The 23,915-nt window shown below is 28.9% G+C and carries 18 protein-coding genes; 9 read left to right on the top strand and 9 right to left on the bottom strand.

Annotated features, from left to right (window positions below; translation table 11 throughout):
- Nucleotides 1–22: 22 nt before the first annotated feature.
- Both ACJJVY_RS08155 and ACJJVY_RS08150 read right to left on the bottom strand, forming a co-directional pair.
- The gene (locus tag ACJJVY_RS08155) at nucleotides 23–2,527 is read right to left on the bottom strand and encodes a TonB-dependent receptor (protein WP_405606725.1); all 2,505 of its coding nucleotides are present in this window, start codon (nucleotides 2,525–2,527) and stop codon (nucleotides 23–25) included.
- Nucleotides 2,528–2,705: 178 nt separating this feature from the next.
- Nucleotides 2,706–3,974, bottom strand: a complete 1,269-nt coding sequence (locus tag ACJJVY_RS08150) for a porin (RefSeq protein ID WP_405606723.1) — start codon at nucleotides 3,972–3,974, stop codon at nucleotides 2,706–2,708.
- A gap of 371 nt (nucleotides 3,975–4,345) precedes the next feature.
- Here ACJJVY_RS08150 and gyrB point away from each other — a divergent pair, with 371 nt between their 5' ends.
- From gyrB to ACJJVY_RS08135, 3 genes are all read left to right on the top strand, one after another.
- Nucleotides 4,346–6,283, top strand: coding sequence for a DNA topoisomerase (ATP-hydrolyzing) subunit B (gene gyrB, locus ACJJVY_RS08145; protein ID WP_405606721.1), 1,938 nt, complete (start codon nucleotides 4,346–4,348; stop codon nucleotides 6,281–6,283).
- A gap of 182 nt (nucleotides 6,284–6,465) precedes the next feature.
- Nucleotides 6,466–7,473 carry a DUF6588 family protein gene (locus ACJJVY_RS08140; protein WP_405606719.1) on the top strand — a complete coding sequence of 336 codons (1,008 nt, stop codon included), beginning with the start codon at nucleotides 6,466–6,468 and terminating at the stop codon, nucleotides 7,471–7,473.
- A gap of 436 nt (nucleotides 7,474–7,909) precedes the next feature.
- Nucleotides 7,910–8,920 (top strand): DUF6588 family protein, encoded by a 1,011-nt coding sequence (locus tag ACJJVY_RS08135; RefSeq protein WP_405606717.1) that lies wholly within the window; start codon nucleotides 7,910–7,912, stop codon nucleotides 8,918–8,920.
- Nucleotides 8,921–8,963: 43 nt separating this feature from the next.
- Here the strand turns inward: ACJJVY_RS08135 and ACJJVY_RS08130 are convergent, their stop codons facing one another.
- Both ACJJVY_RS08130 and ACJJVY_RS08125 read right to left on the bottom strand, forming a co-directional pair.
- Nucleotides 8,964–9,962, bottom strand: a complete 999-nt coding sequence (locus ACJJVY_RS08130; RefSeq protein WP_405606715.1) for a DUF6588 family protein — start codon at nucleotides 9,960–9,962, stop codon at nucleotides 8,964–8,966.
- Between the two features lie 37 nt (nucleotides 9,963–9,999).
- Nucleotides 10,000–10,500 (bottom strand): hypothetical protein, encoded by a 501-nt coding sequence (locus ACJJVY_RS08125; protein WP_405606713.1) that lies wholly within the window; start codon nucleotides 10,498–10,500, stop codon nucleotides 10,000–10,002.
- Between the two features lie 270 nt (nucleotides 10,501–10,770).
- Between ACJJVY_RS08125 and mdh the strand changes: the two genes are divergently transcribed.
- The 5 genes from mdh (at nucleotide 10,771) to obgE (ending at nucleotide 17,802) form a co-directional block, all read left to right on the top strand.
- On the top strand, nucleotides 10,771–11,697 hold the full coding sequence (mdh, locus tag ACJJVY_RS08120; protein ID WP_405606711.1) for a malate dehydrogenase: 927 nt from the start codon (nucleotides 10,771–10,773) through the stop codon (nucleotides 11,695–11,697).
- Between the two features lie 72 nt (nucleotides 11,698–11,769).
- Nucleotides 11,770–12,372, top strand: a complete 603-nt coding sequence (locus ACJJVY_RS08115; protein WP_405606709.1) for a hypothetical protein — start codon at nucleotides 11,770–11,772, stop codon at nucleotides 12,370–12,372.
- A 164-nt stretch (nucleotides 12,373–12,536) separates the two neighbouring features.
- On the top strand, nucleotides 12,537–15,512 hold the full coding sequence (secDF, locus tag ACJJVY_RS08110; RefSeq protein WP_405606707.1) for a protein translocase subunit SecDF: 2,976 nt from the start codon (nucleotides 12,537–12,539) through the stop codon (nucleotides 15,510–15,512).
- Nucleotides 15,513–15,612: 100 nt separating this feature from the next.
- Nucleotides 15,613–16,731, top strand: coding sequence for an adenylate kinase (locus tag ACJJVY_RS08105; protein ID WP_405606705.1), 1,119 nt, complete (start codon nucleotides 15,613–15,615; stop codon nucleotides 16,729–16,731).
- An 81-nt stretch (nucleotides 16,732–16,812) separates the two neighbouring features.
- Entirely contained in the window at nucleotides 16,813–17,802 is a 990-nt protein-coding gene (obgE, locus tag ACJJVY_RS08100) for a GTPase ObgE (protein ID WP_405606703.1), read from the top strand.
- A 73-nt stretch (nucleotides 17,803–17,875) separates the two neighbouring features.
- Here obgE and ACJJVY_RS08095 read toward each other — a convergent pair whose 3' ends face one another.
- The 5 genes from ACJJVY_RS08095 to ACJJVY_RS08075 form a co-directional block, all read right to left on the bottom strand.
- The gene (locus ACJJVY_RS08095) at nucleotides 17,876–18,352 is read right to left on the bottom strand and encodes a hypothetical protein (RefSeq protein WP_405606701.1); all 477 of its coding nucleotides are present in this window, start codon (nucleotides 18,350–18,352) and stop codon (nucleotides 17,876–17,878) included.
- A gap of 42 nt (nucleotides 18,353–18,394) precedes the next feature.
- A complete protein-coding gene (locus ACJJVY_RS08090) occupies nucleotides 18,395–19,648 on the bottom strand; it encodes a tetratricopeptide repeat protein (protein WP_405606699.1) in 1,254 nt (417 codons plus the stop codon).
- A gap of 15 nt (nucleotides 19,649–19,663) precedes the next feature.
- The gene (locus ACJJVY_RS08085) at nucleotides 19,664–21,142 is read right to left on the bottom strand and encodes a M56 family metallopeptidase (RefSeq protein ID WP_405606697.1); all 1,479 of its coding nucleotides are present in this window, start codon (nucleotides 21,140–21,142) and stop codon (nucleotides 19,664–19,666) included.
- A 17-nt stretch (nucleotides 21,143–21,159) separates the two neighbouring features.
- Nucleotides 21,160–22,722 (bottom strand): M56 family metallopeptidase, encoded by a 1,563-nt coding sequence (locus tag ACJJVY_RS08080; RefSeq protein ID WP_405606695.1) that lies wholly within the window; start codon nucleotides 22,720–22,722, stop codon nucleotides 21,160–21,162.
- 163 nt (nucleotides 22,723–22,885) lie between these two features.
- Nucleotides 22,886–23,248 (bottom strand): BlaI/MecI/CopY family transcriptional regulator, encoded by a 363-nt coding sequence (locus tag ACJJVY_RS08075; RefSeq protein ID WP_405606693.1) that lies wholly within the window; start codon nucleotides 23,246–23,248, stop codon nucleotides 22,886–22,888.
- Between the two features lie 166 nt (nucleotides 23,249–23,414).
- Between ACJJVY_RS08075 and ACJJVY_RS08070 the strand changes: the two genes are divergently transcribed.
- Nucleotides 23,415–23,915: a DUF456 domain-containing protein gene (locus tag ACJJVY_RS08070; RefSeq protein WP_405606691.1), complete on the top strand. Its 501-nt coding sequence runs from the start codon at nucleotides 23,415–23,417 to the stop codon at nucleotides 23,913–23,915.

The following is a 23,915-nucleotide window of genomic DNA, read 5'->3' as shown; positions in this document are numbered from 1 at the left end:
TTTATGTTTGTTTTAATTTTTATTAAAAGTCAGCTTTTAATTGTACTCCAAAAAACCTAGGAGCACCCGCAATAAATGTTGGTATACCAAAAGCACCACCTGTGTTACCAGCATCTACAATAAATTCTTTATCTAAAACATTGTTCATAAAGAAAGTTAACTCATAATCTTTATTAAGTACAAGTCCTGTTTTAAAGTTTAAAATACCATAACCGTCTTGAGATATGTTTGGTAAATTTGTTTCTTCAAAAAACACTTTAGATTTGTATGTATACGTTGGTCTAAAGAAATAACGTAAATTATCATTAGCATCTACATTGATGTTAAAACCAGCAGAAAAAGAATGTTTTGGTGTTAATCTAAATGTATTTCCTGCTAAATCCTGTTCGTTTCCATTAGAATCTACATCATCAAAAGAAGCATCTATATAACCATAATTAGCAAAAAAGCTTGATGTTTTAGAAAAAGCATACTGCATTGCTGTTTCAAAACCAAAAGAACTTGCATTACCACTATCTTCTGTAGTACTTGTTAAAACTCCATCTTCAAATTTAGCAACCGAAGTTTGAAAGTTAGAATAATCGTACATATAAGCATTTACATCAAACTGTAAACTGTTATCTAAGAATAAAGATTTTGCACCAACTTCGTAAGACCAAACAATTTCGTCTGATAAAATATTTGTTTCTGTAGCTGTTATGTTAATTACATTTGGTCTTCTTCCTCTAGAAGTTGTACCAAATAATGTAATATTTTCGTTTACATCATAATTTACAGCAAAACGACCAACTGCTGATAAAAAAGTTTCACTAGCTTCTATTTTTTCTCCGTTTGTTGATGCAAACAATACATTTGGAAAACTACCTGTTAAATAACCTAAGACAGATGGATTTTCTGAATCTGTTACTTGATACCCTGCATTAATATTTTCTAACGTTGCTCTTAAACCTAATGTAAAAGATAATTTATCTGTAAGATCATAAGAAGCATCTGCAAAAACATCTCCTGAGTAATTTTCTCCAAAATTAGTGTTTGCTTCTGTGTTAAAAGAATTTAAAGGAGCACCTGCTAACGGTCCAAAAGTATCTGGATCATTTGGTAAGTTTGGTATTAATGTTGGTACACCACCTACTAATAAAGCGGTTGGATTTAAGAAAATCATAGCTACACTTTGCTCATTATATTCCCAAGGCACATATTGCGATCCATCTTCGTAAAAGAAATTTGCACCAAAGAAACCTCTAAATTTATCATCATTATCAAAATTGAATCTAAATTCCTGACTAAATTGTTCTCCTTTAGATATTTCATGAAAGAATAATGCCGGAGCTGCTGTTCCGTCTGCATCAAAAGATTCATCAGAATTAAATTTTCTATAGGCAGTTGTAGACGTTAAATCCCAAGCATCATTAAAACTATGCTTTAAAATACCTGTAACACCCCAAACAGTTCTATCTAAACCTAACTCTTCTCCTCTTTCTAAATCCGCAAAAGTATTAGGATTTAAACCTCCACCTAAAGGAGCAAAAGTTCCGCTTTTAAAAGAAGTTCCCGGAGGTGTATCTTGCTGCCAGTTTGCAATAAGATCTAGAGTTGTATCGTCATTTATTAAATATTTAAATGATGTTCTAAATGCTACTGTTTCTTTTCCATTTAAATCTCCACCAGAAAGATTTTCAATAAAACCATCTCTTTTGTTATAAATTGCAGCAGCTCTAAAAAATAATTTATCATCTACCAAAGGAGCATTATAATGTCCTGTTGCTAAAAACTGATTAAAATTACCGTATCCTAATTTTACAGAACCAGATGTTTCGTTTTTTGCTTTATTTTGAATGATGTGCATTGCACCGATTTGAGCTCCTCTACCAAATAAAGTTCCTTGCGGTCCTTTTAAAACTTCTACGCGTTCTATATCGTATAACTCAACAACAGAACCTCTAGATTTACTAATAGAAACTCCGTCTTGAAAAATAGAAACCCTTGGTTCTACTCTAGAATCCCCACTATCACTTGTAATTCCTCTAACTACAATTCCTGGATTATTTACACTCTGAATTTGAACTTGAAAACCTGGTACATATTCAGACAAAGCATCATATTCAAAAGTACCTTGATTCTCTAAAAAATCTGTTCCATAAGATGTAATTGCAATAGGTACATCTTTATTTTTTTGTTCTCTTTTTTGTGATGTCACCACAACACCTTCTAATATAGAAGTACTTTCTTCTAAAACAAAATTTTGAATTGTTTCCGAATTACCAACCACAACTTTTTTTGTTATAGTATTGTAACCGATATAAGACACCTCTACTACATAAGTAGCGCTTGCAATATCTTTTAACAGAAAACTTCCATCAACGTCCGAAGTTGTTCCAATAGATAAACTTTTAACAAGAACACTTGCACCCATAATCGGCTCTCCTTGTTCTGTTTTTATTGTCCCTTTTATTGCGCCTTTATTTTGAGCGCTCATATTAATTACACCAAAAAGTGTTAAAAAAGTAAGTAAGAATTTAAATTGCATTTCTTTGAATTTATAATTAAGTAGAATGCGAATTTATCTTAGAAAAACTATCTTTTTATTAACTAAAAATGATACTAATGTTACATTTTGCAACAAATAGTATCATTTTTACATATACTTTACATTAAAATAATATTTTATTTTTTCTCGATTAATTATCCGTGTTTAAAAATTCATATTAAAATAAAGATACTTGATACTGTAATACAAGCATACCTTTATAATCTTTTTGTTTAAGTGTAGAAGAATCAAATATTGGTCTATGTTGGTAACCTAAACTTAATTTTCTAGCATGACCGCCATCTAATAAAAAATTTAATGTAAAATCGTACACTGTCATTTGATCTTTAAGCACATCAAAATTAGAACTCTGTACAGCAATATTTGGCTGAACAACTATTGGATAATTTAAAATCTTAGTCTTTTTAAACGCATAACCTAATTGTGTATACCAAGTAGTACCTGTACCCATCATAGGAAACGCAACTCCAGAACCATTAAAATCGTTTCCACCACTTGTTGCAGGGTTATTAGCACCTACATTTCTTATGTAATCTTTACCATAATCATAATCAAAAAAACCTAAATAAGCTGTAATTGCACCATCGTTATTTAATGGTAAGTTAAAAAATGAATCTATAGCCCAATGTTTCATATCATACAAATTAGTACTCGCTAATAGTGCATCTCCATCACTCATTGCTTTTTCTTGAAACTGAAAACCTACTCCTATATTAAACACTTTTTTAGTTTGCATATAAGAACCTGCTAAGTATGCAGATTTATTAGACTCCATATCAAAAAACTGATAATTAACATAAGATGATGTTCTAATTCTAGGTCTATTATTTGCAAAATCTACTTTACCATTTGGCATAGAAGTTACTAAAGTTGGCCTGCTAAAAGTAATTCTATAATCAAACTTATTAATTTGTCCTTTTGCCCAAACACTTAACAAACGTCCAATATGATCGTTTTTATTAACTGTTGTTAAAACAAATAAAGGAGAATCTAATCCCATTAAAGATTTACTAGAACGCACATTATACCTACTTAAACCTTGCCAACCAGATTTACCAAAACCAACTTCAAACTTTTTATCAAAAGCATATTCTGCATATAAATCTAAAATTTCTACAGCAAAACTTCCATCTTGATAATTATAATTATTTCCACCAAAAATAGAATACAAATATAATTTTGGTGTTACTTGAGATGTTATCGGTATTCTTAAACGTCTCATAGAAACATCTGCATAACCACTTGTAGCTTCTCCATTAATTAAAGAACCCTGGTTTAAATCTGAATAACGTAACCAAAACTGAGAAGTTATATTCCATTTTAAAGTAGGTTTAAACTTTTCTTTTTCTTGACCAATTACAAAAAGTGAAGAAAATAAAACAATTACTATTAAAAACTGTTTGAATAAATCTTGTACAAACTTCATTACAATTCTATTTTTTGAATTAAAAAACAAAATTATGGATATAAAATAATAGCGTAAGTGACAAACATCATATTTGTTCACACAATTTTAAATTAAAAAGTAAAATTGACATTTTTATCGATTTTTAATTAAAAATTAAACTCAAAAATTTTATAAATAAGCAACTTTATCAATCTTAAGATTTATCAATGATAAAAAAATTCTTGTTTTCTAAAATAATACGCTTTTTAGCTGTTTTAAGCCACTTTTAGAGTTTTTTATATTTTTTATTTTTTTGAACAAAATCATTTAAAAACCTATATTTTTAGCTATATTTGATAGCTTGTATTTTATACAATTTATTATTAAAAACAGAAAACTTATTAACTATAATGAGCGAAGAAAAAAAACATAATTATTCTGCTGATAGCATTCAGGCATTAGAGGGAATGGAGCATGTTAGAATGCGTCCATCAATGTATATTGGAGATGTTGGTGTACGTGGTCTACACCATTTAGTATACGAAGTTGTAGATAACTCTATTGATGAAGCAATGGGTGGCCATTGTGACACCATTGATGTTACTATAAACGAAGATAATTCTATTACTACTAAAGATAATGGACGTGGAATTCCTGTAGGGATTCATAAAAAAGAAGGTGTCTCTGCATTACAAGTTGTAATGACAAAAATTGGTGCCGGTGGTAAATTTGATAAAGATTCTTATAAAGTTTCTGGTGGTTTACACGGTGTTGGGGTTTCTTGTGTTAACGCATTATCAGACCATTTAACAGCAACTGTACATAAAGAAGGAAAAGTTTGGCAACAAGAATACGAAAAAGGTAAAACTTTATATCCTGTTAAAACAATTGGAGAAACAGATTTTACAGGTACAATTGTTACTTTTTTACCAGACAAATCTATTTTTCAGCAGTCTACTGAATACAATTACGAAACGCTAGCAACACGTATGCGTGAGTTAGCTTATTTAAACAAAGGGATTACAATTTCTTTAACTGATAAAAGAAACACAGATGATGAAGGTAACTTTATTTCAGAAACTTTTCATTCTGACGAAGGTTTGCCAGAATTTATCAAATACCTAGACTCTACAAGAGAGCAATTAACAGCTTCTGTAATTTCTATGGAAGGTGAAAAAAATGGAATTCCTGTTGAAGTTGCCATGGTTTACAATACTTCTTATGCAGAAAATTTACATTCTTATGTAAATAACATTAATACTCATGAAGGAGGAACACATTTATCTGGATTTAGGCGTGGATTAACAGGTACTTTAAAAAAGTATGCTGATGAATCTGGGTTATTAAAAAACGTAAAATTTGATATTGCTGGTGATGATTTTCGTGAAGGTTTAACAGCAATTGTATCTGTAAAAGTACAAGAGCCTCAATTTGAAGGGCAAACAAAAACAAAATTAGGAAACAGAGAAGTTACTTCCGCGGTATCTCAAGCAGTTTCAGAAATGTTAGCTGATTACTTAGAAGAAAACCCTAATGACGCTAAAACGATTGTACAAAAAGTAATTTTAGCAGCCACAGCACGTCATGCAGCACGTAAAGCCAGAGAGATGGTACAACGTAAAACTGTAATGAGTATTGGTGGTTTGCCTGGTAAATTATCTGACTGTTCTGAAACTGACCCAGAACAATGTGAAATTTTCTTAGTTGAGGGAGATTCTGCTGGTGGAACAGCAAAACAAGGTAGAGACAGAAACTTTCAAGCAATTTTACCACTTCGTGGAAAAATCTTGAACGTAGAAAAAGCTATGCAACACAAAGTTTTTGAAAACGAAGAGATAAAAAACATGTTTACAGCTTTAGGGGTTTCTATTGGTACTGAAGAAGACCCAAGAGCATTAAACTTATCTAAAGTTCGTTATCATAAAGTTGTTATTATGTGTGATGCCGATGTAGATGGATCGCATATTGCTACCTTAATTTTAACTTTCTTTTTTAGATATATGAGAGAAATGGTAGAGCAAGGTTATGTTTACATTGCTACTCCACCTTTATATTTAGTTAAAAAAGGTCAAAAAAGAGAATACGCTTGGGATGATAATCAACGTGATTTAATTGCTCAAAAAATGGGGGGTTCTGTAAACATCCAAAGATATAAAGGTCTTGGAGAGATGAATGCAGAACAACTTTGGGACACAACAATGAATCCTGAATTTAGAACTTTACGTAAAGTTGTAATTGATAGCGCTACAGAAGCAGATAGAGTTTTCTCTATGTTAATGGGAGACGAAGTTCCACCACGTAGAGATTTTATAGAAAGAAATGCTAAATATGCTAATATAGACGCATAGTAATTTTTAAATAATATTTTCAAAACCTCGACTCTAAAAATTAGTTTCGAGGTTTTTTTTGTCATATTTAATACCTATAAATAGGTATTTTTCTATAATTTAGAAGATTAATCATCATTTTATTAGAATCAAAATATTAATTTGTATTATTTTTATTTTGTTACCAACTAAAAACTAATAGAATGAAGAAAAATTTACTACTTCTAATGAGCCTCTTTACTTTAACTCAAACAATAAAAGCTCAAGAAGGTTTTGAACAAATTATTATTGCCGGACAAGAAGATTCAAAAAAAGTATTAGAAGGCTACTTTCAACCCGCTATGGAAGGGTTTATTTATGGCATTAATAATGGATGGGCACATACTGCCAAAGTACACAAAGTTTTAGGTTTCGATATCACAATAGGAGCTAGTGGAGCTTTAGTACCCTCTTCTCTAGAAATGTTTAAAGCAGTAGGACTTACAAATATTAATCAATCTGACGGAGGTGTTTACGAAGGACCAACATTAATGAGTGAACAAAGCGAAGGAAACACTTTAATAGTAAGTAAAAACGGTTATGATATTCCTATTAATATGCCTGGAGGAATTACTGAAGATTTACCTGTAAATGCTGTACCCTCACCAACCGTTCAATTAAATGTAGGACTCCCTTTTAAACTAGAAGCAATGGTTCGTTATTTCCCAGAAACAGATTTTGGAGAAGATGGCGGAAGTGCTAAATTATTAGGTTTAGGTTTAAAAAAAGAAATTACTAATTGGTTTGGTCCATTAGGTAAATTCCCTTTACATGTATCTTTATTAGCCTCTTATACAACATTAGAAGTTGCCTATGGTTTTGAAGATTCTTATTCAGATTACTTTTATTCAGAAGACGGTATGGCAGAGTTTGATTTAAAAGCGTATAATGTACAAATGCTAGCTTCTATAAATTTCCCTATTATAAATTTCTATGGAGCAATTGGCTACGGAAAAGGAGATACTAATTTTAAAATGACAGGTACTTATACATTTGACAAAGATGGATCTTATGAAGAAAACTTAACTCCTCCTGATTTAGAATTTAGCGCCGGAGGATTTAAAACAACTATAGGTACTAGATTAAGTTTAGGGTTCTTTAAAATATTTGCTGATTATACTTTACAGGAATATAACACAGTTTCTGCAGGTATAGCTTTAAGTATTAGATAAAAAATAAATAATTCATTAATAAAAAGACATCTATAAAAGGTGTCTTTTTATTTCTAGAAGGTACTTACCCTTCTTAATTATTTTTTATTATTCGTAAAAACACTCAAGTAAAGTTTTACTTTTATTCCAAACCTACTTTTAACGTAAATCATATTTAGATATATAATAATATTTATTGAAAAAATAAAAAGTAAACCATATAATAACTGTTATTTTATTTTTTCTCATTACTTTGCAGTATTCATTTTATTTAAACAACTCTATATCAAAGTAAAATTGAAGCATTTCAAATAAAAAAGACTAAAAAGATTAAGTTAAAATATGCTATCACCTCTGTTAAATCACAATACATCTCCACCTTTACCATATTTAAAATATATTATTTCGCCTTTTAAAAACCTTAATTAATTTTTTAATAAAATCAGAAATTTTTATAATGGCAAAAATCGCACTAATAGTATTATCTTTCTTTATTTATACACTATCAATAAAAGCACAAGAAGGTACACAAGATGTTATTGTAGCAGGTACAGATGATGCATCAAAACTATTAAAAGGCTATTACGGACCAGCAATGGAGGGTTCTATTTATAGCATAAATAATGGATGGGCACATAGTGCTGAGGTTCATAAACCATTCGGGTTTGATTTATCAATAGGAGTCAGTGGAGCTATAGTACCTCCAAGTAAGCAATTTTTTAAAGTAACTGGTTTAACTAGAGTAAATCAAAGAGATGGAGGCGTCTATGAAGGTCCAACTTTAATCAGTAATCAAGTTCATGGTAATTATTTGACTGTTATAACATCAAATGAGTTTTCACTAGCTGTTAGAATGCCTGGTGGCTTAGAAAAAAGATTACCATTAAATGCGATACCAGCACCTATAGCTCAATTGAATTTAGGTCTACCTCATAAAGCAGAAATAATATTTCGTTATCTACCAAAAATTAATATTGCTGGAGAAAATTTAAGCTATAATCTATTAGGTATTGGCTTAAAAAAAGAAATTACTGATTGGTTTGGGGAATTTAATAACCTCCCTCTACACATATCTTTACTAGCTTCTTATACAAATTTTGATGTTCAATATAGATTTGCTAATCTTAATTCTGAAATTTTATCTACCGAAAATGGTGCAGGTGCTTTTGATTTACAAGCTTATAATATACAAGCTCTATTTTCTTTAAATTATTCTACTGTAAATTTTTATGGTGGACTTGGTTATGGTTACGGTAACAGCAATTTTGAATTTAAAGGAAGGTATATTTACGATAAAGGTGGCCCAGATGAAGATCTTTATGATACTCCTAACTTAAAATTTTCTTCAGGTAGTCTAAAAGCAACTTTAGGCACAAGATTAGACTTTAATTATTTTAAAATATTTGCAGACTTCACATTACAAAAATACAATACTATTTCTACAGGTATCGTTTTTAGTCTTAAATAAATATATAATTACAAAAAAAACACTAAATAAACATAGCAGATCTTTATCTAACACTAAAACCAACTCTAACCGAAAATACATCATACTCTTGTAACGCATACTCCGCAGCTATATTAATAAAAAGTAGCTGAACACTCAAACCAAGATTAGCTTTCATAGAATTACCATTATATTCTAATTGAATAGGATCTATATAAACATCATCTTCAGTAGTAACATACCTACCTAAAACATTAACATCAGTTTCATAAGAACTTGTACCGACACCTCCATACAAAGTAAAAATTGAGAGTTTTTTTGACGCCAATAATTGAAACATAAAAGTTTTTGTATTAAACTCTAAAGCTTGGGTTGGCTCATCAATTTCATCCAAATAAAATTTTGTCTTTACATCATTCCAAGCTACTAATGCAGACAAATCAAAAGGTAATCGTTTAACAAAAGGAATCCATTGTTTAATATCATGCATTATACCTATTCCAAAAGTTGAAAACTCATATTCATCATCTGTTTGTTTTGGTATAAATCTAATTTTTAAATCGGTATTTTTAAAAAGACCAACACCCGCTTGTATCATCGCAGAAGGGACTACGTTATAATCGATAGATTCTTTTATACCAACCCCAGGTAAAGTAGATGCAGAAATTGTATTTCCATCACTATTAGAAAACTCTAATAAGGGTCTATCTTCTAATTTTTGAGATCCAAACAACGTTGGTAGTTCTGCTGAAGTACTGTTACTATTATATAATTTTATATTTGTATAATCCGCATTATTAAAAGTAAAAGTTTCTGATTTTGTAGGTACAAAAGATGCACTTGCTATAACAGCAATATCAAACCCAAGCACTTTATGTGCTTTTGCTGTTGTATACCAACCACCATTAATACCGTTTCCAAAACCAATTGGTGCAGGTTCTGTATAACCTTTTAAAAAAGTACTAGCATCACTTGTTCCTCCTTCTAATAAATACTCTAAGTCTATCTGCCCAAAAGACATTTTACAACAGAATATAAAAGCAAATACAATTATTGTTCTCATACAATTAGTTTAGTTAATTATTTTTAATCTTAACCTTCTACTCTACTGTAGCCTTAACTTTAAAAATCATATTTATAGTAAAATCGTTATCTTCTAATGGAGAAGCAGATGTACCAGATATAACAAAAGGAAAATTACCTGAAGTTATAGAATTAAGAATATCTACAGACTCTGTTAGATCTAATGTTTTTTCTACACCTTGTTCTAAAATTAAATCTTGGTCCACTACCGTTTCACCATCAATAACAATATGTAAACTAAGTGATATCGGGTTACCCGAGTAATCATCCTTCAAAACTATTCTAACTTCTTCTATTTCAGCTTCCACAAAGTCCGCACTATTCTCAATTAACCCAGAAATATCTGCTGATTCAGTAACTGAAAAACCAGACTCTCCTTCTTGACCTTTTACCTCCAAAATACCACTTTCAAATTCATCAACTACAATAAATTGTATAGGCCCTCCTTCTTCACAACTACTAAGACAAAACCCTAAAAAAAGAAAGAATATTAATTTTAAATGTTTAATTTTTTTCATCATTTTTATTTTTAGTTAAATTAACTTAAACGGTATAAATCATATTTTAAATTAGCAACAAAATTTTATTATTACTGGGACAATTTACACATTTTTCTCAATAAAGGATCCAAAAAATAACAATTAACCAAAATAAACGTTAATAAATAAAGAATAATTAATTATTACAATTTACCAATAGCCTAAGTGTTTATTACCCGTTATTACTTAATATTATCAATATTTTACCTTATTTTTGTAATTAAATTTAACACAATAAAATATATTCATATGAAAGTTACAGTTGTTGGTGCAGGTGCAGTAGGTGCAAGTTGTGCAGAATACATAGCTATTAAAGACTTCGCTTCTGAAGTTGTAATTTTAGACATTAAAGAGGGTTTTGCAGAAGGTAAAGCAATGGATTTAATGCAAACTGCTTCTTTAAATGGTTTTGACACAAAAATCACTGGAAGTACAAATGATTACTCTAAAACAGCAGGATCTGATGTTTGTGTAATTACTTCTGGGATTCCTCGTAAACCAGGTATGACTCGTGAAGAGTTAATTGGTATTAATGCAGGAATTGTAAAAACAGTATCTGCTAACTTAATAGAGCATTCTCCAAATACAATTATTATTGTGGTTTCTAACCCTATGGATACAATGACTTATTTAGTTCATAAAACTACTGGGTTACCTAAAAATAAAATTATAGGAATGGGTGGTGCTTTAGATTCTGCTCGTTTTAAATATAGATTAGCAGAAGCTTTAGATGCTCCTATTTCTGATGTTGATGGAATGGTAATTGGTGGTCACTCTGATAAAGGAATGGTACCTTTAACAAGATTAGCTACAAGAAACTCTGTACCTGTATCAGAATTTATTTCTGAAGAAAGATTAGAAAAAGTTGCTGCAGAAACTAAAGTTGGTGGTGCAACATTAACTGGTTTATTAGGTACTTCTGCTTGGTATGCACCAGGTGCTGCTGTTTCTGGAATGGTACAAGCAATTGCTTGTGATACTAAAAAGATTTTCCCTTGTTCTTCTTTATTAGACGGAGAATATGGTTTAAGCGATTTATGTATTGGTGTACCTGTAGTTTTGGGTAAAGACGGTATTGAAAGTATTGTTGAGATTAATTTAAGTGATGCTGAAAAAGCTCATTTAGAAGAATCTGCTGCTGGTGTTTCTAAAACTAATGGTTTATTAGAACTATAAGAAAATAAATATTATAAATTAAGATTGCTTTTTACTTCTGTAGAAAGCAATCTTTTTTTATATATTTGGCGCATGAAAGCAAAATGGTACATTAGTACACTTTTAATTGCGTTTACTTTTCTTGGAGCCTTCCAAGAAAACATACTGTTGCCTAATCAAGAAGTTATTCTAGAATTTAACAATCTAGATATTACTAGAAATGAAGTAGACAATACCATTAAAGATGTAAAAGAACAACTTATTACATCTGGTGCTTCTAATATTAGAGTACAAGAAACAAAAAATGGTACTTTAAAAATCTCTTACTTTAGTACCAATAATGTTTCTAACATTAAAGAAGCTCTTTCTAACAAAAACAAATTAGCTGAAAGTAATTTACCAAAAGACAATTATCCTCTTAAAAAAATATCTCGTTATAATTTAGACGTACATGAATTAAGTACAGATTCTGAAATATCAAATTTTGATAATAATTCAATTTTAGAAATAAAGAGTGATATACAAAGACCGAACATCACAAAAACTTACGCTTCCTTAGATCATATTTTAAAAAATGAAGCTAATAAACTCTTTAAAACAGCCTATAAATTTAATAGAGATGTTTTCAACTCTAAAGACAATACACTTCGTTGCCAACCAGAAGTAAGAGCTGGGCCCTACTTTTTTTATATATAAAAACTAAGTGGATTGATTACAACTTCTTTTAATCATCCCTACAATTGAGTCTCATTATCAGTTGTTAAAAAATAAAATATTAAAACAAATACTTTGTCAAAAAAAGTTCGAGATGTTATATATTTGCTCGTTTTTAAATTTTTTGACAAAAAAAGACATATAAAATGCAAAACAAAGGACTTATTAAATTATTCGCTATTCTTTTTGGATTAGTGAGTTTATACCAACTATCATTTACATTTTTAGCTAATAAAGTTGAAGATGATGCCGTTAATTTCGCTAACACTAAAGGTACCGATAGTGACGCAAGACAAAAAGCTACTTTAGAAAGAAAGTACTTAGATAGTGTTGCTAATAAAGAAATTATTGATTTAGGTGTTGCACAATACAGCTATAATGACGTTAAAGACAAAGAAATGAATCTTGGTCTAGACTTAAAAGGTGGTATAAACGCAATCTTACAAGTATCTGTAAAAGAAGTTTTAAAAAGCTTATCTAACGATTCTAAAAATGTTGTTTTTAACCAAGCTTTAGATGCTGCTGACGAAGCTCAAAAAAGTGATAATGCAAATTATTTAGACTTATTTTTCGAAGAATTTGAAAAAATTGCTGGTGACACTAAATTAAGTGATCCATCTATTTTTGGTACTAAAGCTTTAAGTGATAAAATTTCTTTTGACGAAGCTAATTCAACTGTAAAAGAAACATTACAAGAAGAAATTAATAGTTCTATTGCTACTGCTTTTGAAGTATTAAGAAGTAGAATTGATAAATTTGGTGTTACGCAACCAAATATTCAAAGAATTGGTACTTCTGGTAGAATTCAAATTGAATTACCAGGTGCAAAAGATATTGAGCGTGTTACTAAGTTAATTACTAGTAAAGCAGAATTACAGTTTTGGGAAGTATATACAAATGCAGAAATACAAAACTATTTCTTTGTTGCAAATAGTAAAGTTGCAGAACTTTTAAAAGATGATTCAGTTATCGAAAAAGCAATTGATTCTACTAAAAAAGATGATATTGATGATTTATTAGGAGAATCTACAGATTCTACAGACGTAGCTCAGAAAAATCTATTTACTTATTTATACCCAAATGTAGCACAATCTCAACAGCAAATGAGCTCTTTAGTTGCTCAAGCTAGAGTTGTAGATACTGCAATGGTAAACTCTTTATTAAATAAAAAAGAAGTAAGATCTTTATTACCAAACGAATTAAAATACGTTAAGTTTTTATGGGATTACAAATCTAATAAAGGAACAGACGGAACTGAATTGATTGGTTTATACGCTATTAAAGGAAACAGAAATGACAAACCTACAATTGAAGGTGATGTTATTTTAGATGCTGGTCAGGTTTTTGATCAATTAAATAAACCAGAAGTAAGCATGACAATGAATAGTTCTGGTTCTAAACAATGGGCAAAAATGACGGCAGATAATGTTGGTAATTTTGTAGCAGTTGTTTTAGATGATTATGTTTACACAGCTCCTTCGGTTAACCAAGCTATTACAGGAGGTAGAACTTCTATTTCTGGTGGAACAATGACAGTTGCAGAAGCAGAAGATATTTCTACAGTATTAAAAGCAGGTAAGTTGCCAGCAACCGCAAGAATTATTCAAATAGAAGTTGTTGGTCCATCTTTAGGACAAGAAGCTATTGATGCTAGTTTCCTTTCTTTTGGTTTGGCTATTTTATTAGTATTAGTTTGGATGACTTTATATTATGGTAAAGCAGGTATTTATGCAGATATTGCTTTATTAGTAAACATCTTATTTATCTTCGGAATTTTAGCTTCATTTAATGCTGTATTAACATTACCTGGTATTGCTGGTATTATCTTAACAATAGGTATGTCTGTAGATGCAAACGTAATTATCTTCGAAAGAATTAAAGAAGGTTTAGCATCTAAAAAAGGTTTAAAACAATCTGTAGAAGAAGGTTTTTCTATAAAAGGAGCATTATCTGCCATTATTGATGCAAATATTACTACATTATTAACAGGTGTTATTTTATATGTTTTTGGTACAGGGCCAATTAAAGGTTTTGCTTTAACATTAATGATTGGTATTGCAACGTCTTTATTTACAGCTGTATTTATTACACGTTTATTAATTGACAGAGCTATAAATAAAGGAAATAACTTAACTTTTAACACATCTATCTCTAAAGGATGGTTCCAAAATATAAATGTAGAATTCTTAAAGAAACGTAAGATTGCTTACATCATTTCTGGTACTATTATTATTGCTGGTATTATTTCAATTTTCTCTATCGGATTAAAACAAGGTGTAGATTTTAAAGGAGGTCGTTCTTATATTGTTCGTTTTGACGATGCTTTAAGTGCTACAGATGTTGCAGAAACTTTAAAGGATGCTTTTGGTACTGCTCCAGAAGTTAAAACTTATGGTTCTGATCATCAATTAAAAATAACAACAGTTTATAAAATTGAAGAAGAAGGTACTGAGGTTGATGAAGAAGTTCAAAGTGCTTTATTTACAGGGTTAAAGCCTTACTTAGGTACTACTTCTTACGAAAACTTTAAACCAGGTTTCGAAAAACAAGGAGCAGGTGTAATGAGTTACATGAAAGTAGAACCTACTATTGCAGATGATATTAAAACATCAGCTTTATATGCCGTATTTGGTTCTTTATTAGTTGTTTTCTTATACATTTTATTACGTTTTAGAAAAGTATCTTTTTCTATTGGTGCTGTAGCTGCAGTTTTCCATGATGTATTAATTGTATTAGGTGTATTCTCTATAACATATAGCTTTATGCCTTTTGATATGGAAATCGGTCAATCTTTTATTGCTGCTATTTTAACAGTAGTTGGTTACTCTCTGAATGATACCGTGGTTATTTTTGATAGAATTAGAGAATTTACAGATTCTCATTCTAACTGGAAATATAGCGAACTAGTAGACAAAGCATTAAGCTCTACTTTAGGTAGAACAATAAATACTTCTTTAACAACATTGTTAGTAATGATAGTAATCTTTTTATTCGGAGGAGACTCTATTAAAGGATTTATGTTTGCTTTAATTGTAGGTGTGGCTGTTGGTACATATTCATCATTATTTGTAGCAACACCAATTATGTACGATACTACAAAAAAAGAAGAGAAAAATAAATAATCTTATTTTAAGATAAATTAAAACCGTTTTTAATTACTGTATATCAGATTAAAAACGGTTTTTTCATTAACATATACATATTTATTATATTTACATTCTAATGAGCATTATAAAACTTCAAGACTTATATTTTAAACCTTATATTAATAAAGAGGAAATTGCTGCTATTGTAAAAAATTTAGCTTATCAAGTAGAAGCAGATTTACCAAAAGGAGAGGTTCCTATTTTTGTAGGTATTTTAAATGGATGTTTTTTATTTGCTGCAGATTTTATTAGAGAATTTAATAGTAACTGCGAAGTCTCTTTTGTAAAACTAGCCTCTTATAGTGGTACAACATCCACAGAAAATGTAAAAGAATTAGTAGGTATTAATGAAGATTTATCTGGTAGAACTGTAATTATATTAGAAGATATTATTGATACAGGAAATACTTTACAACAAATTTATAATATCTTTAGAGACAAAAACTTAAAACAATTAAAAATTGCAACGTTATTTTTTAAACCAGATGTATTTAGAAAAGAACTACCAATAGATTATATCGGAAAAAGTATAGACGATAAATTTATTGTAGGTTACGGTTTAGATTATAACGGATTAGGTAGAAATTACCCAGTAATATATCAATTATCAACACAACCAAAAATGAAAAACATAGTATTATTTGGCCCTCCTGGAGCAGGAAAAGGAACACAAGCAGAATTCTTAAAAGGAATGTACAATTTGGTACATATTTCTACCGGTGATGTATTCCGTTTCAACATTAAAAACCAAACAGAATTAGGTTTATTGGCTAAGAAATACATGGATGAAGGAGACTTAGTACCAGATGAAGTAACTATTAATATGCTAAAGGCAGAAGTAGAAAAAAATGCAGATGCTAATGGTTTTATTTTTGATGGTTTCCCTAGAACAGAGTCTCAAGCAAAAGCTTTAGACGAATTTTTATCTGAAAAAGGCGAACAAATAAACGGAATGATAGCTTTAGAAGTACCAGAAGACGTTTTAGTTACTCGATTATTAGAAAGAGGTAAAACTAGCGGAAGAACAGATGATACTGACGAAAGTAAAATTAGAAATCGTTTTAACGAATACAACACAAAAACTGCTATTTTAAAAGACTATTTTAATGAGCAAAAAAAGTATTATGGTATTAATGGTGTAGGTTCTATTAAAGAAATTACAAACAGAATTACCGAAGTATTTGATACACTATAAAAGCGTGTAACTGTTTAAACGTTTAATTGTTTAAACAAAAAATACAATTATACGTTTAAACTATTTAACAATTACACTAAGATGACTGAAGGAAATTTTGTCGATTACATAAAAATATACGCTTCTTCTGGAAAAGGAGGACAAGGATCTATGCACTTACATAGAGAAAAATTTATTACCAAAGGTGGTCCCGATGGTGGTGATGGTGGCCGTGGAGGACATATTATTTTACGTGGTGATAAAAATATGTGGACGTTGTTTCACTTAAAATTTAAACGTCATTTTAGAGCAGAAGGCGGTGGATCTGGAAGCGCTAGTAGAAGTACTGGGCACGATGCAGAAGACATTTATATTGATGTACCTTTAGGTACCATTATAAAAGATGCAGATACCGATGAAGTTATTGTAGAAATTACAGAACATCAAAAAGAAGTAGTTTTATTACGTGGTGGAAAAGGTGGGCTTGGAAACTGGCATTTTAAATCATCTACAAATCAAACTCCTAGATATTCTCAACCAGGAATGGATGGTGCAGATGGTTGGTTTAGAATGGAATTAAAACTTTTGGCAGATGTTGGCTTAGTTGGTTTCCCTAATGCTGGTAAATCTACTTTATTGTCTGTTTTAACTTCTGCAAAACCAAAAATTGCAGACTACGCTTTTACAACGCTAAAACCTAATTTAGGAATTGTAGAGCATAGAAATCATCAAACGTTTGTTATTGCAGACATACCTGGTATTATAGAAGGTGCTGCAGAAGGAAAAGGTTTAGGGCATCGTTTTTTACGTCATATAGAGCGTAATTCTGCTTTGTTATTCTTAATTCCTGCAGATAGTGATGATATCAACAAAGAATATGAAATTCTTTTAAATGAACTTAAAAAACACAATCCAGAACTGTTAGATAAAGAACGATTATTAGCAATATCTAAAACAGACATGTTAGATGATGAATTACAAGCAGAAATAAAAGCAGAATTACCAGAAGGTGTAGAAGCTATATTTATTTCTTCTGTAGCTCAAAAAGGTTTACAAGAATTAAAAGATAAACTTTGGAAAATGTTGAATTAAATAATATAATTCCTTTTTGTCTTTTTCATTTTGATAAAATAAAAAGCTCAAACATTAATTTGTTTGAGTTTTTTTATTCTGATAATTGAATTCTTATGGGCAATCTATATTTTGTAGTAACCGGAATTCCTCTTTTAATTGCCGGATAAATCTTTGGTAAATTCTGTACACTTACTTTTAATAAGCTATCTAATTTAGGTAATTCCTTTTTTATGTTTTCAGAATATTGAGTTGAATCTAAAATAAACAATCCATCAGAATTAATAATTAAATCTACATAAACAACCTCATCAATAGAATCTTTAATTGTAAAAGTATATTGTTGCAACTCCTCTCCTATTTTTTGATGTATGGTTGCTCTAAAACAAGTTGCTTTATCTTGTTTATCAATAATTGAATCACAATTTTTAAAAGAAGGAAAAACATCAACCGAAGAAAAATCTACAATAGTATCTAAAACGTTATTTTCTGATTTTTTAGTAAACGATAATTTATCACAAGAAGTGATAAAAATTAACAAAACCAAAAAAGAATAAAAACGTAAAAACATACCAATATTTAAAGCGTGAATTTACAAAACTTTAACGACTTTTTATTCTAAAGTTTCACCTCTTAAAAAGTAGTCCTTTTTAATTTCTTTTAATCTTTTTTCCACCAAACTGGTCATGGTTTTATCTTTAGATTCAAATCTTTCTATATATTTTTTATAATGTCTATAAGCGATCTTTTTATCTTTATAATAATCATCAGATAACTTTGCTAACTGAAAAAGAGCTTTATAATTGTTATAATTTTCCCTGTATGCTTTTTCGAAATTTACAATTGCTTCTTTAGGTTTTTTAGTTTCATAATACATGGTTGCCATTCCAAAGTACTCTTCATCTCGTTTTTCCTTTCCAATATAAGTTGCCATTCTATAACTAATTTCAGCCATTTTATAATTCTTCTCTTTAACAGCTATATGCCCTAAATAAGTAAAAGGTTTAAAATTCTCTCTATCCATAAATTTTAATTTGCTAAAATACTTTTTAGCTTTATCTAAACTGTCTAAATTATAATATGTGCGCCCTAACATAGAAGTTGGATATGTATCATTTCTAGAAATTGTATCTAATTTTAATAATAATGGAATTGCATCTAGATATTTTTTATCTCTATAAAATTGATTAATTTTTAATTTATTTAACGCAACATGATTACTATCTATTTGTAATCCTTTTTCTACAAATATTTTTGTAGAATCTATTTCTTTTAAAGTATTAAAACTCGTTGCTAATCTTAAAATCGCATTAAAATGAGTAGAATCTTTAGCATAAGTATCTAAAAAACTATTTATCATTCTATTTCTATCTTTGTTTAAACCATAACCCATCCCTAATTGATAAGAATAATGTGCATTTAAAGAATCTTGCTTTATCAATTTTTTAAAAACACCAATAGCTTTATCACCTTTTTTTGTAGTTAAATAAAGTTTACCTAATTGATATTTTAAAACCAAGTTTAGAGAATCTTGTGCTAAAATACCTTCATAAATTTCTATCGATTTATCAGGTTTTTTTATTCTTTGATAAGCTTTGGCTAATTTTAATTTTGCTTTATAATCATCTTTAATAGACAATGCTTTCTCTAAAAAAAGAATCGTATTTTTATAATCATCAATAGATTCATAAATAACAGCCGTTTTAAAATTTAATAAAAACGACGGTTCTTCAATTTGTTTTAATTTAGATAAAGCTAATTGATATCTTCCTTTTTCAAACAAACTATCAACGGTAGAAAAAGCCGGAGTTTGCGCTCCGACTTTTAAAAATCCAAATAAGAATACAAATAAAATTTTCTTTTTCATTTTCTTTTTTTAAAACTAGTTGATCATTATTGACAATGGAATATTGTAATAAACCTCTTCGTTTTGACTTGTTTTTTTATCAACAACTATTTTTGGTAAATTATTCATAACTCTAATAACTTCTTTTTTAATTTCAACATCAGGCGCTCTAACCTTTACATTTTCAACATTGCCTTCAGAATTAATTTTAAAAGCTATTAAAACTCTTTTTTTACCAGACTTTAAACCCGCATTGCTAAACATATTTTTATTAAAACTTTCAGAAAAATAATTTTGAATCTTATAAGAAAAACATTTGCTTTGTTCTACTTCATCATTAGAATTACAATCAGGTTCTATAGTTGAAACTTCCCATGCACTTTCTGGTAATATTACCTCATTAAGCATTTTAGAACTACTCTTAGCTTTATTATTATTTATTTCATTTGTATAAGTGAATTCTGTTAGCAATCTACCATTCTTAAAATTTAAAGCGACAACACTTTCTGGTAATAAAGTTAAAATATCTACTTCTTGTCCTTTACTATTAATACCAATTGTTTCTCCTAATTTATTTTGTTTTACTAAATAAAATTCATTTTCTATTTTAATTTTTCCTTGATATTCTTCTGTAGAAATATTAGTAGAGTTAGTTTCAGAACTTGTACACGACACATAAAACAACATACTTACTAATACAGGAATCAATAATAAATACTTTAATTGATTCATTTTTTGTGATTGATTTTTCTTCATCATAATAATTCTTTTTTTGATTAATGTTTGTTTGTAAAATTGATTGACAAAAGCAATATTTTCTACTTGAAAAAAGTTGGATAATAAATTATTGATATACCTTTCTTTTGTAGCTGATTTTGCGGCAACTTCATCAGAAATATACTCATGTATTAAAGTGATTCTTTTCTGATAGAAATAAATTATTGGGTTAAACCACATGACAATTTTCAAAAGCTCGAATAATAATAAATCTAAAGAATGCTTCTGTTTTGTATGGACTAACTCATGTGCTATAATTTGATTTTGTTGTGATTTTGGAATTTCTTTTCCTAAAAATATAAAGTTAAAAAACGAAAATGCTCTTGTTTGCTTAGGAATTAAAACCAATGTAAAAAACTCTTTTTTTACAGCTTTATACTTTCTAATTAAATAAACGATTTTAAATAATTTTACTAAAAATAAGATTGAAAAAATGCCAACTCCAACAAAAAATAAAATGTTTATATAATTTATATGATTAACCGATTGATAAATTTCTGTTTTCTGAATCACTTTATCTGGTGATAAAACAACTTCTGGCAAATGAATAATATATTCTTGCGGAATCGCTTTTTTAAAGGTTGGTATCTTTATCAACGGAATTAAAAAAGACAATAAAGGTGTTGTTATTAAATAACTTCTGTTTTTGGTAAAGAAGGTTTCTTTACTTAAAAAGAAATCATAAATAGCCAAGAACAAAACTTGAAATAAAATAACTTGTAGAATATAATTAATCATAGCTTTTTCTATTTTTATTATTCTACTATTAAAGTAATAGGAATTGAATATTTTACACCCACAGTTTTACCATCTTGTTCTCCAGGGGTCATTTTTGGTAAAGCATTCATAACACGTGTAACCTCTTCTTTAATATCTTCGTGTGGAGCTCTTGCTTGTACATTAACTACATTTCCTTCTTTATCAATTTTAAAGCCAATAAACACCCTTTTTCTACCTGATGTTAAACCTAATTGATTTGGTAAATCTGTATTAAAGTTTTTAGCAAAGTGCTTTTGTACTTCTTTAGAAAAACAGTCTTTATCTCCAGATTCGCAACCAGGAAAAGTAGGTGCTTTGTCAATTACCATAAAAGATACTTCTTCTGTTTCTATTATTTCTTTAGAAGAAAATTTATAATTTTTAGCTCCTTTTTTAAACTTATCAAAATCAATAATGTTCGCAATAATATTTCTTCCTTTATCTCCTTTATATAGTTTAATGTTAAATGTTATACTAGAAGACTTATCAATGTTATTTATTTTATTGATACGTTCATCATATTCATTTTTTTCTCCTTCAGTTAAATCATTATAGGTAATTTCTTTCCAACCTACAGTTTCTGTACCGAAATAAGAATCTAAATAAGTTTCTTTTTTCCCTACAGATTCTCTCATCTCATTGTCTCCAATTTTAATGTACGTTGTAGTAAGTTCTTTTTTAGCACTAATTTCATCTGATGTTGTCTCTGCACAAGATGTATAAAATAACATACTTGTCAATACCGGAATCAATACTAAATATTTTAGTTGATTCATTTTCTTAGATTGTGTTTTTTTCATCATAATAATTCTTTTTTTGATTAAGGTTCTTTTATAAAATTGATTGACAAAAGCTATATTTTCAACTTGAAAAAAGTTGGATAATAAATTGTTGATGTACGTTTCTTTTGTAGCTGATTTTGCGGCAACTTCATCAGAAATATACTCATGTATTAAAGTGATTCTTTTCTGATAGAAATAAATCATCGGATTAAACCACATAACAATTTTTAAAACCTCAAAGAACAATAAGTCTAAAGAATGCTTCTGTTTTGTATGGACTAACTCATGTGCTATAATTTGATTTTGTTGAGATTCAGGTATCTCTTTTCCTAAAAATATAAAGTTGAAAAACGAAAATGCTCTTGTTTGCTTCGGAATTAAAACCAACGTAAAAAACTCTTTTTTTACAGCTTTGTGCTTTCTAACTAAATAGATAATTTTAAATAGTTTTACTAAAAATAAGATTGAAAAAATGGCAACTCCAACAAAGAATAAAACGTTTATATAATTTATATGATTAACCGATTGATAAATTTCTGTTTTCTGAATCACTTTGTCTGGTGATAAAACAATTTCTGGCAAATGAATAATATATTCTTGCGGAACTGCTTTTTTAAAGGTTGGTATTTTTATCAACGGAATTAAAAATGACAACAATGGTGTACTTAATAAATACCACCTGTTTTTGGTGAAAAATGTTTCTTTACTTAAAAAGAAATCATAAATAGCTAAAAATAATACTTGAAATAAAATGACTTGTAAAATGTAATTTATCATAATTTTTAATTTTTGTTTATAAATCAATTCGAGTGACTCTGCTTTTATACAGAATTATATCAAGAAATATTTAATATGAAAACCAATCCAAAGTTTCAAGGCTCTCGATACAGATTTTTTGTCTTTAAAAATTCACCCGAACTGATATTTAGTAAAATACCGTTTACTCTTTCTTATTCACTTCATTTAAAATTGATTCTAATTCTTTAACATCCATTTTATTTTCTTTTACAAAAAAAGAAACCATACTTTTAAATGATCCATTAAAATAACCGTCCATTAATTTGTGTAAACTTTGGTTGCTATACGCTTCCTTTTCTATAATAGGATAATATAAAAAACCTCGTCCCAAAGGCTTATGACCTACAAATTCTTTGGTTTCTAAAATTCTGATAATTGTAGAAACTGTATTATATGCAGGTTTTGGTAATGGTAATTTTTCGATTACTTCTTTTACAGAAGCTTCTTCTAACGTCCATAAAACTTGCATTATCTGCTCTTCTGCTTTTGTTAATTGCTTACTCATTTTTTTAACTAATTTTTTAGTTCAACAATACAAATATAACTATTTATTTAGTTTAAACTAATTTTTTAGTTAATAAAATTGTAACAAATGAAACATATAACCGTCTTATAATTAGAAAAATGGCGTAAACATTGGGTTTAAGCTGATAAATTATTTTAAAATAAATATGGATATTTTTTTATTACTCTTAGGCTTTTTATTTGTTTGCTTAGGTATTATTGGGTCTTTTTTACCAGTCTTACCCGGACCTTTAACAAGTTGGCTTGGATTATTTTTATTACATTTTACTAAGATTATTCCTACAGATTGGACTTTCTTAGGGATTACTTTAGCAATTGCAGTTCTTATTTGGATTCTGGATTATTTTATACCAGCAATAGGAACAAAAAAATTTGGAGGAACAAAATATGGCGTTTACGGAACTACAATTGGGTTGATAATTGGCTTACTCTCTCCTATTCCTTTTGGTATGTTAATTGGCACATTTTTAGGTGCTTTTATTGGAGAGTTAATTTATGATAACAAAGACACTAATAGAGCATTAAAGGCTTCTTTTGGTGCTTTTATCGGTTTTTTAGCTTCTGCAACAATTAAATTTTCTATAGCAATCGTCTATTTTGTATTTTTTATAATACAGTTTTGGGAATTTAAAGGAGACTTCTTTTAA

The organism is Polaribacter sp. Asnod1-A03 (assembly GCF_045063585.1).
Classification (GTDB): domain Bacteria; phylum Bacteroidota; class Bacteroidia; order Flavobacteriales; family Flavobacteriaceae; genus Polaribacter.
Note: the sequence above shows the minus strand (reverse complement) of the source record. Positions and strands in the feature narration are given on the sequence as shown.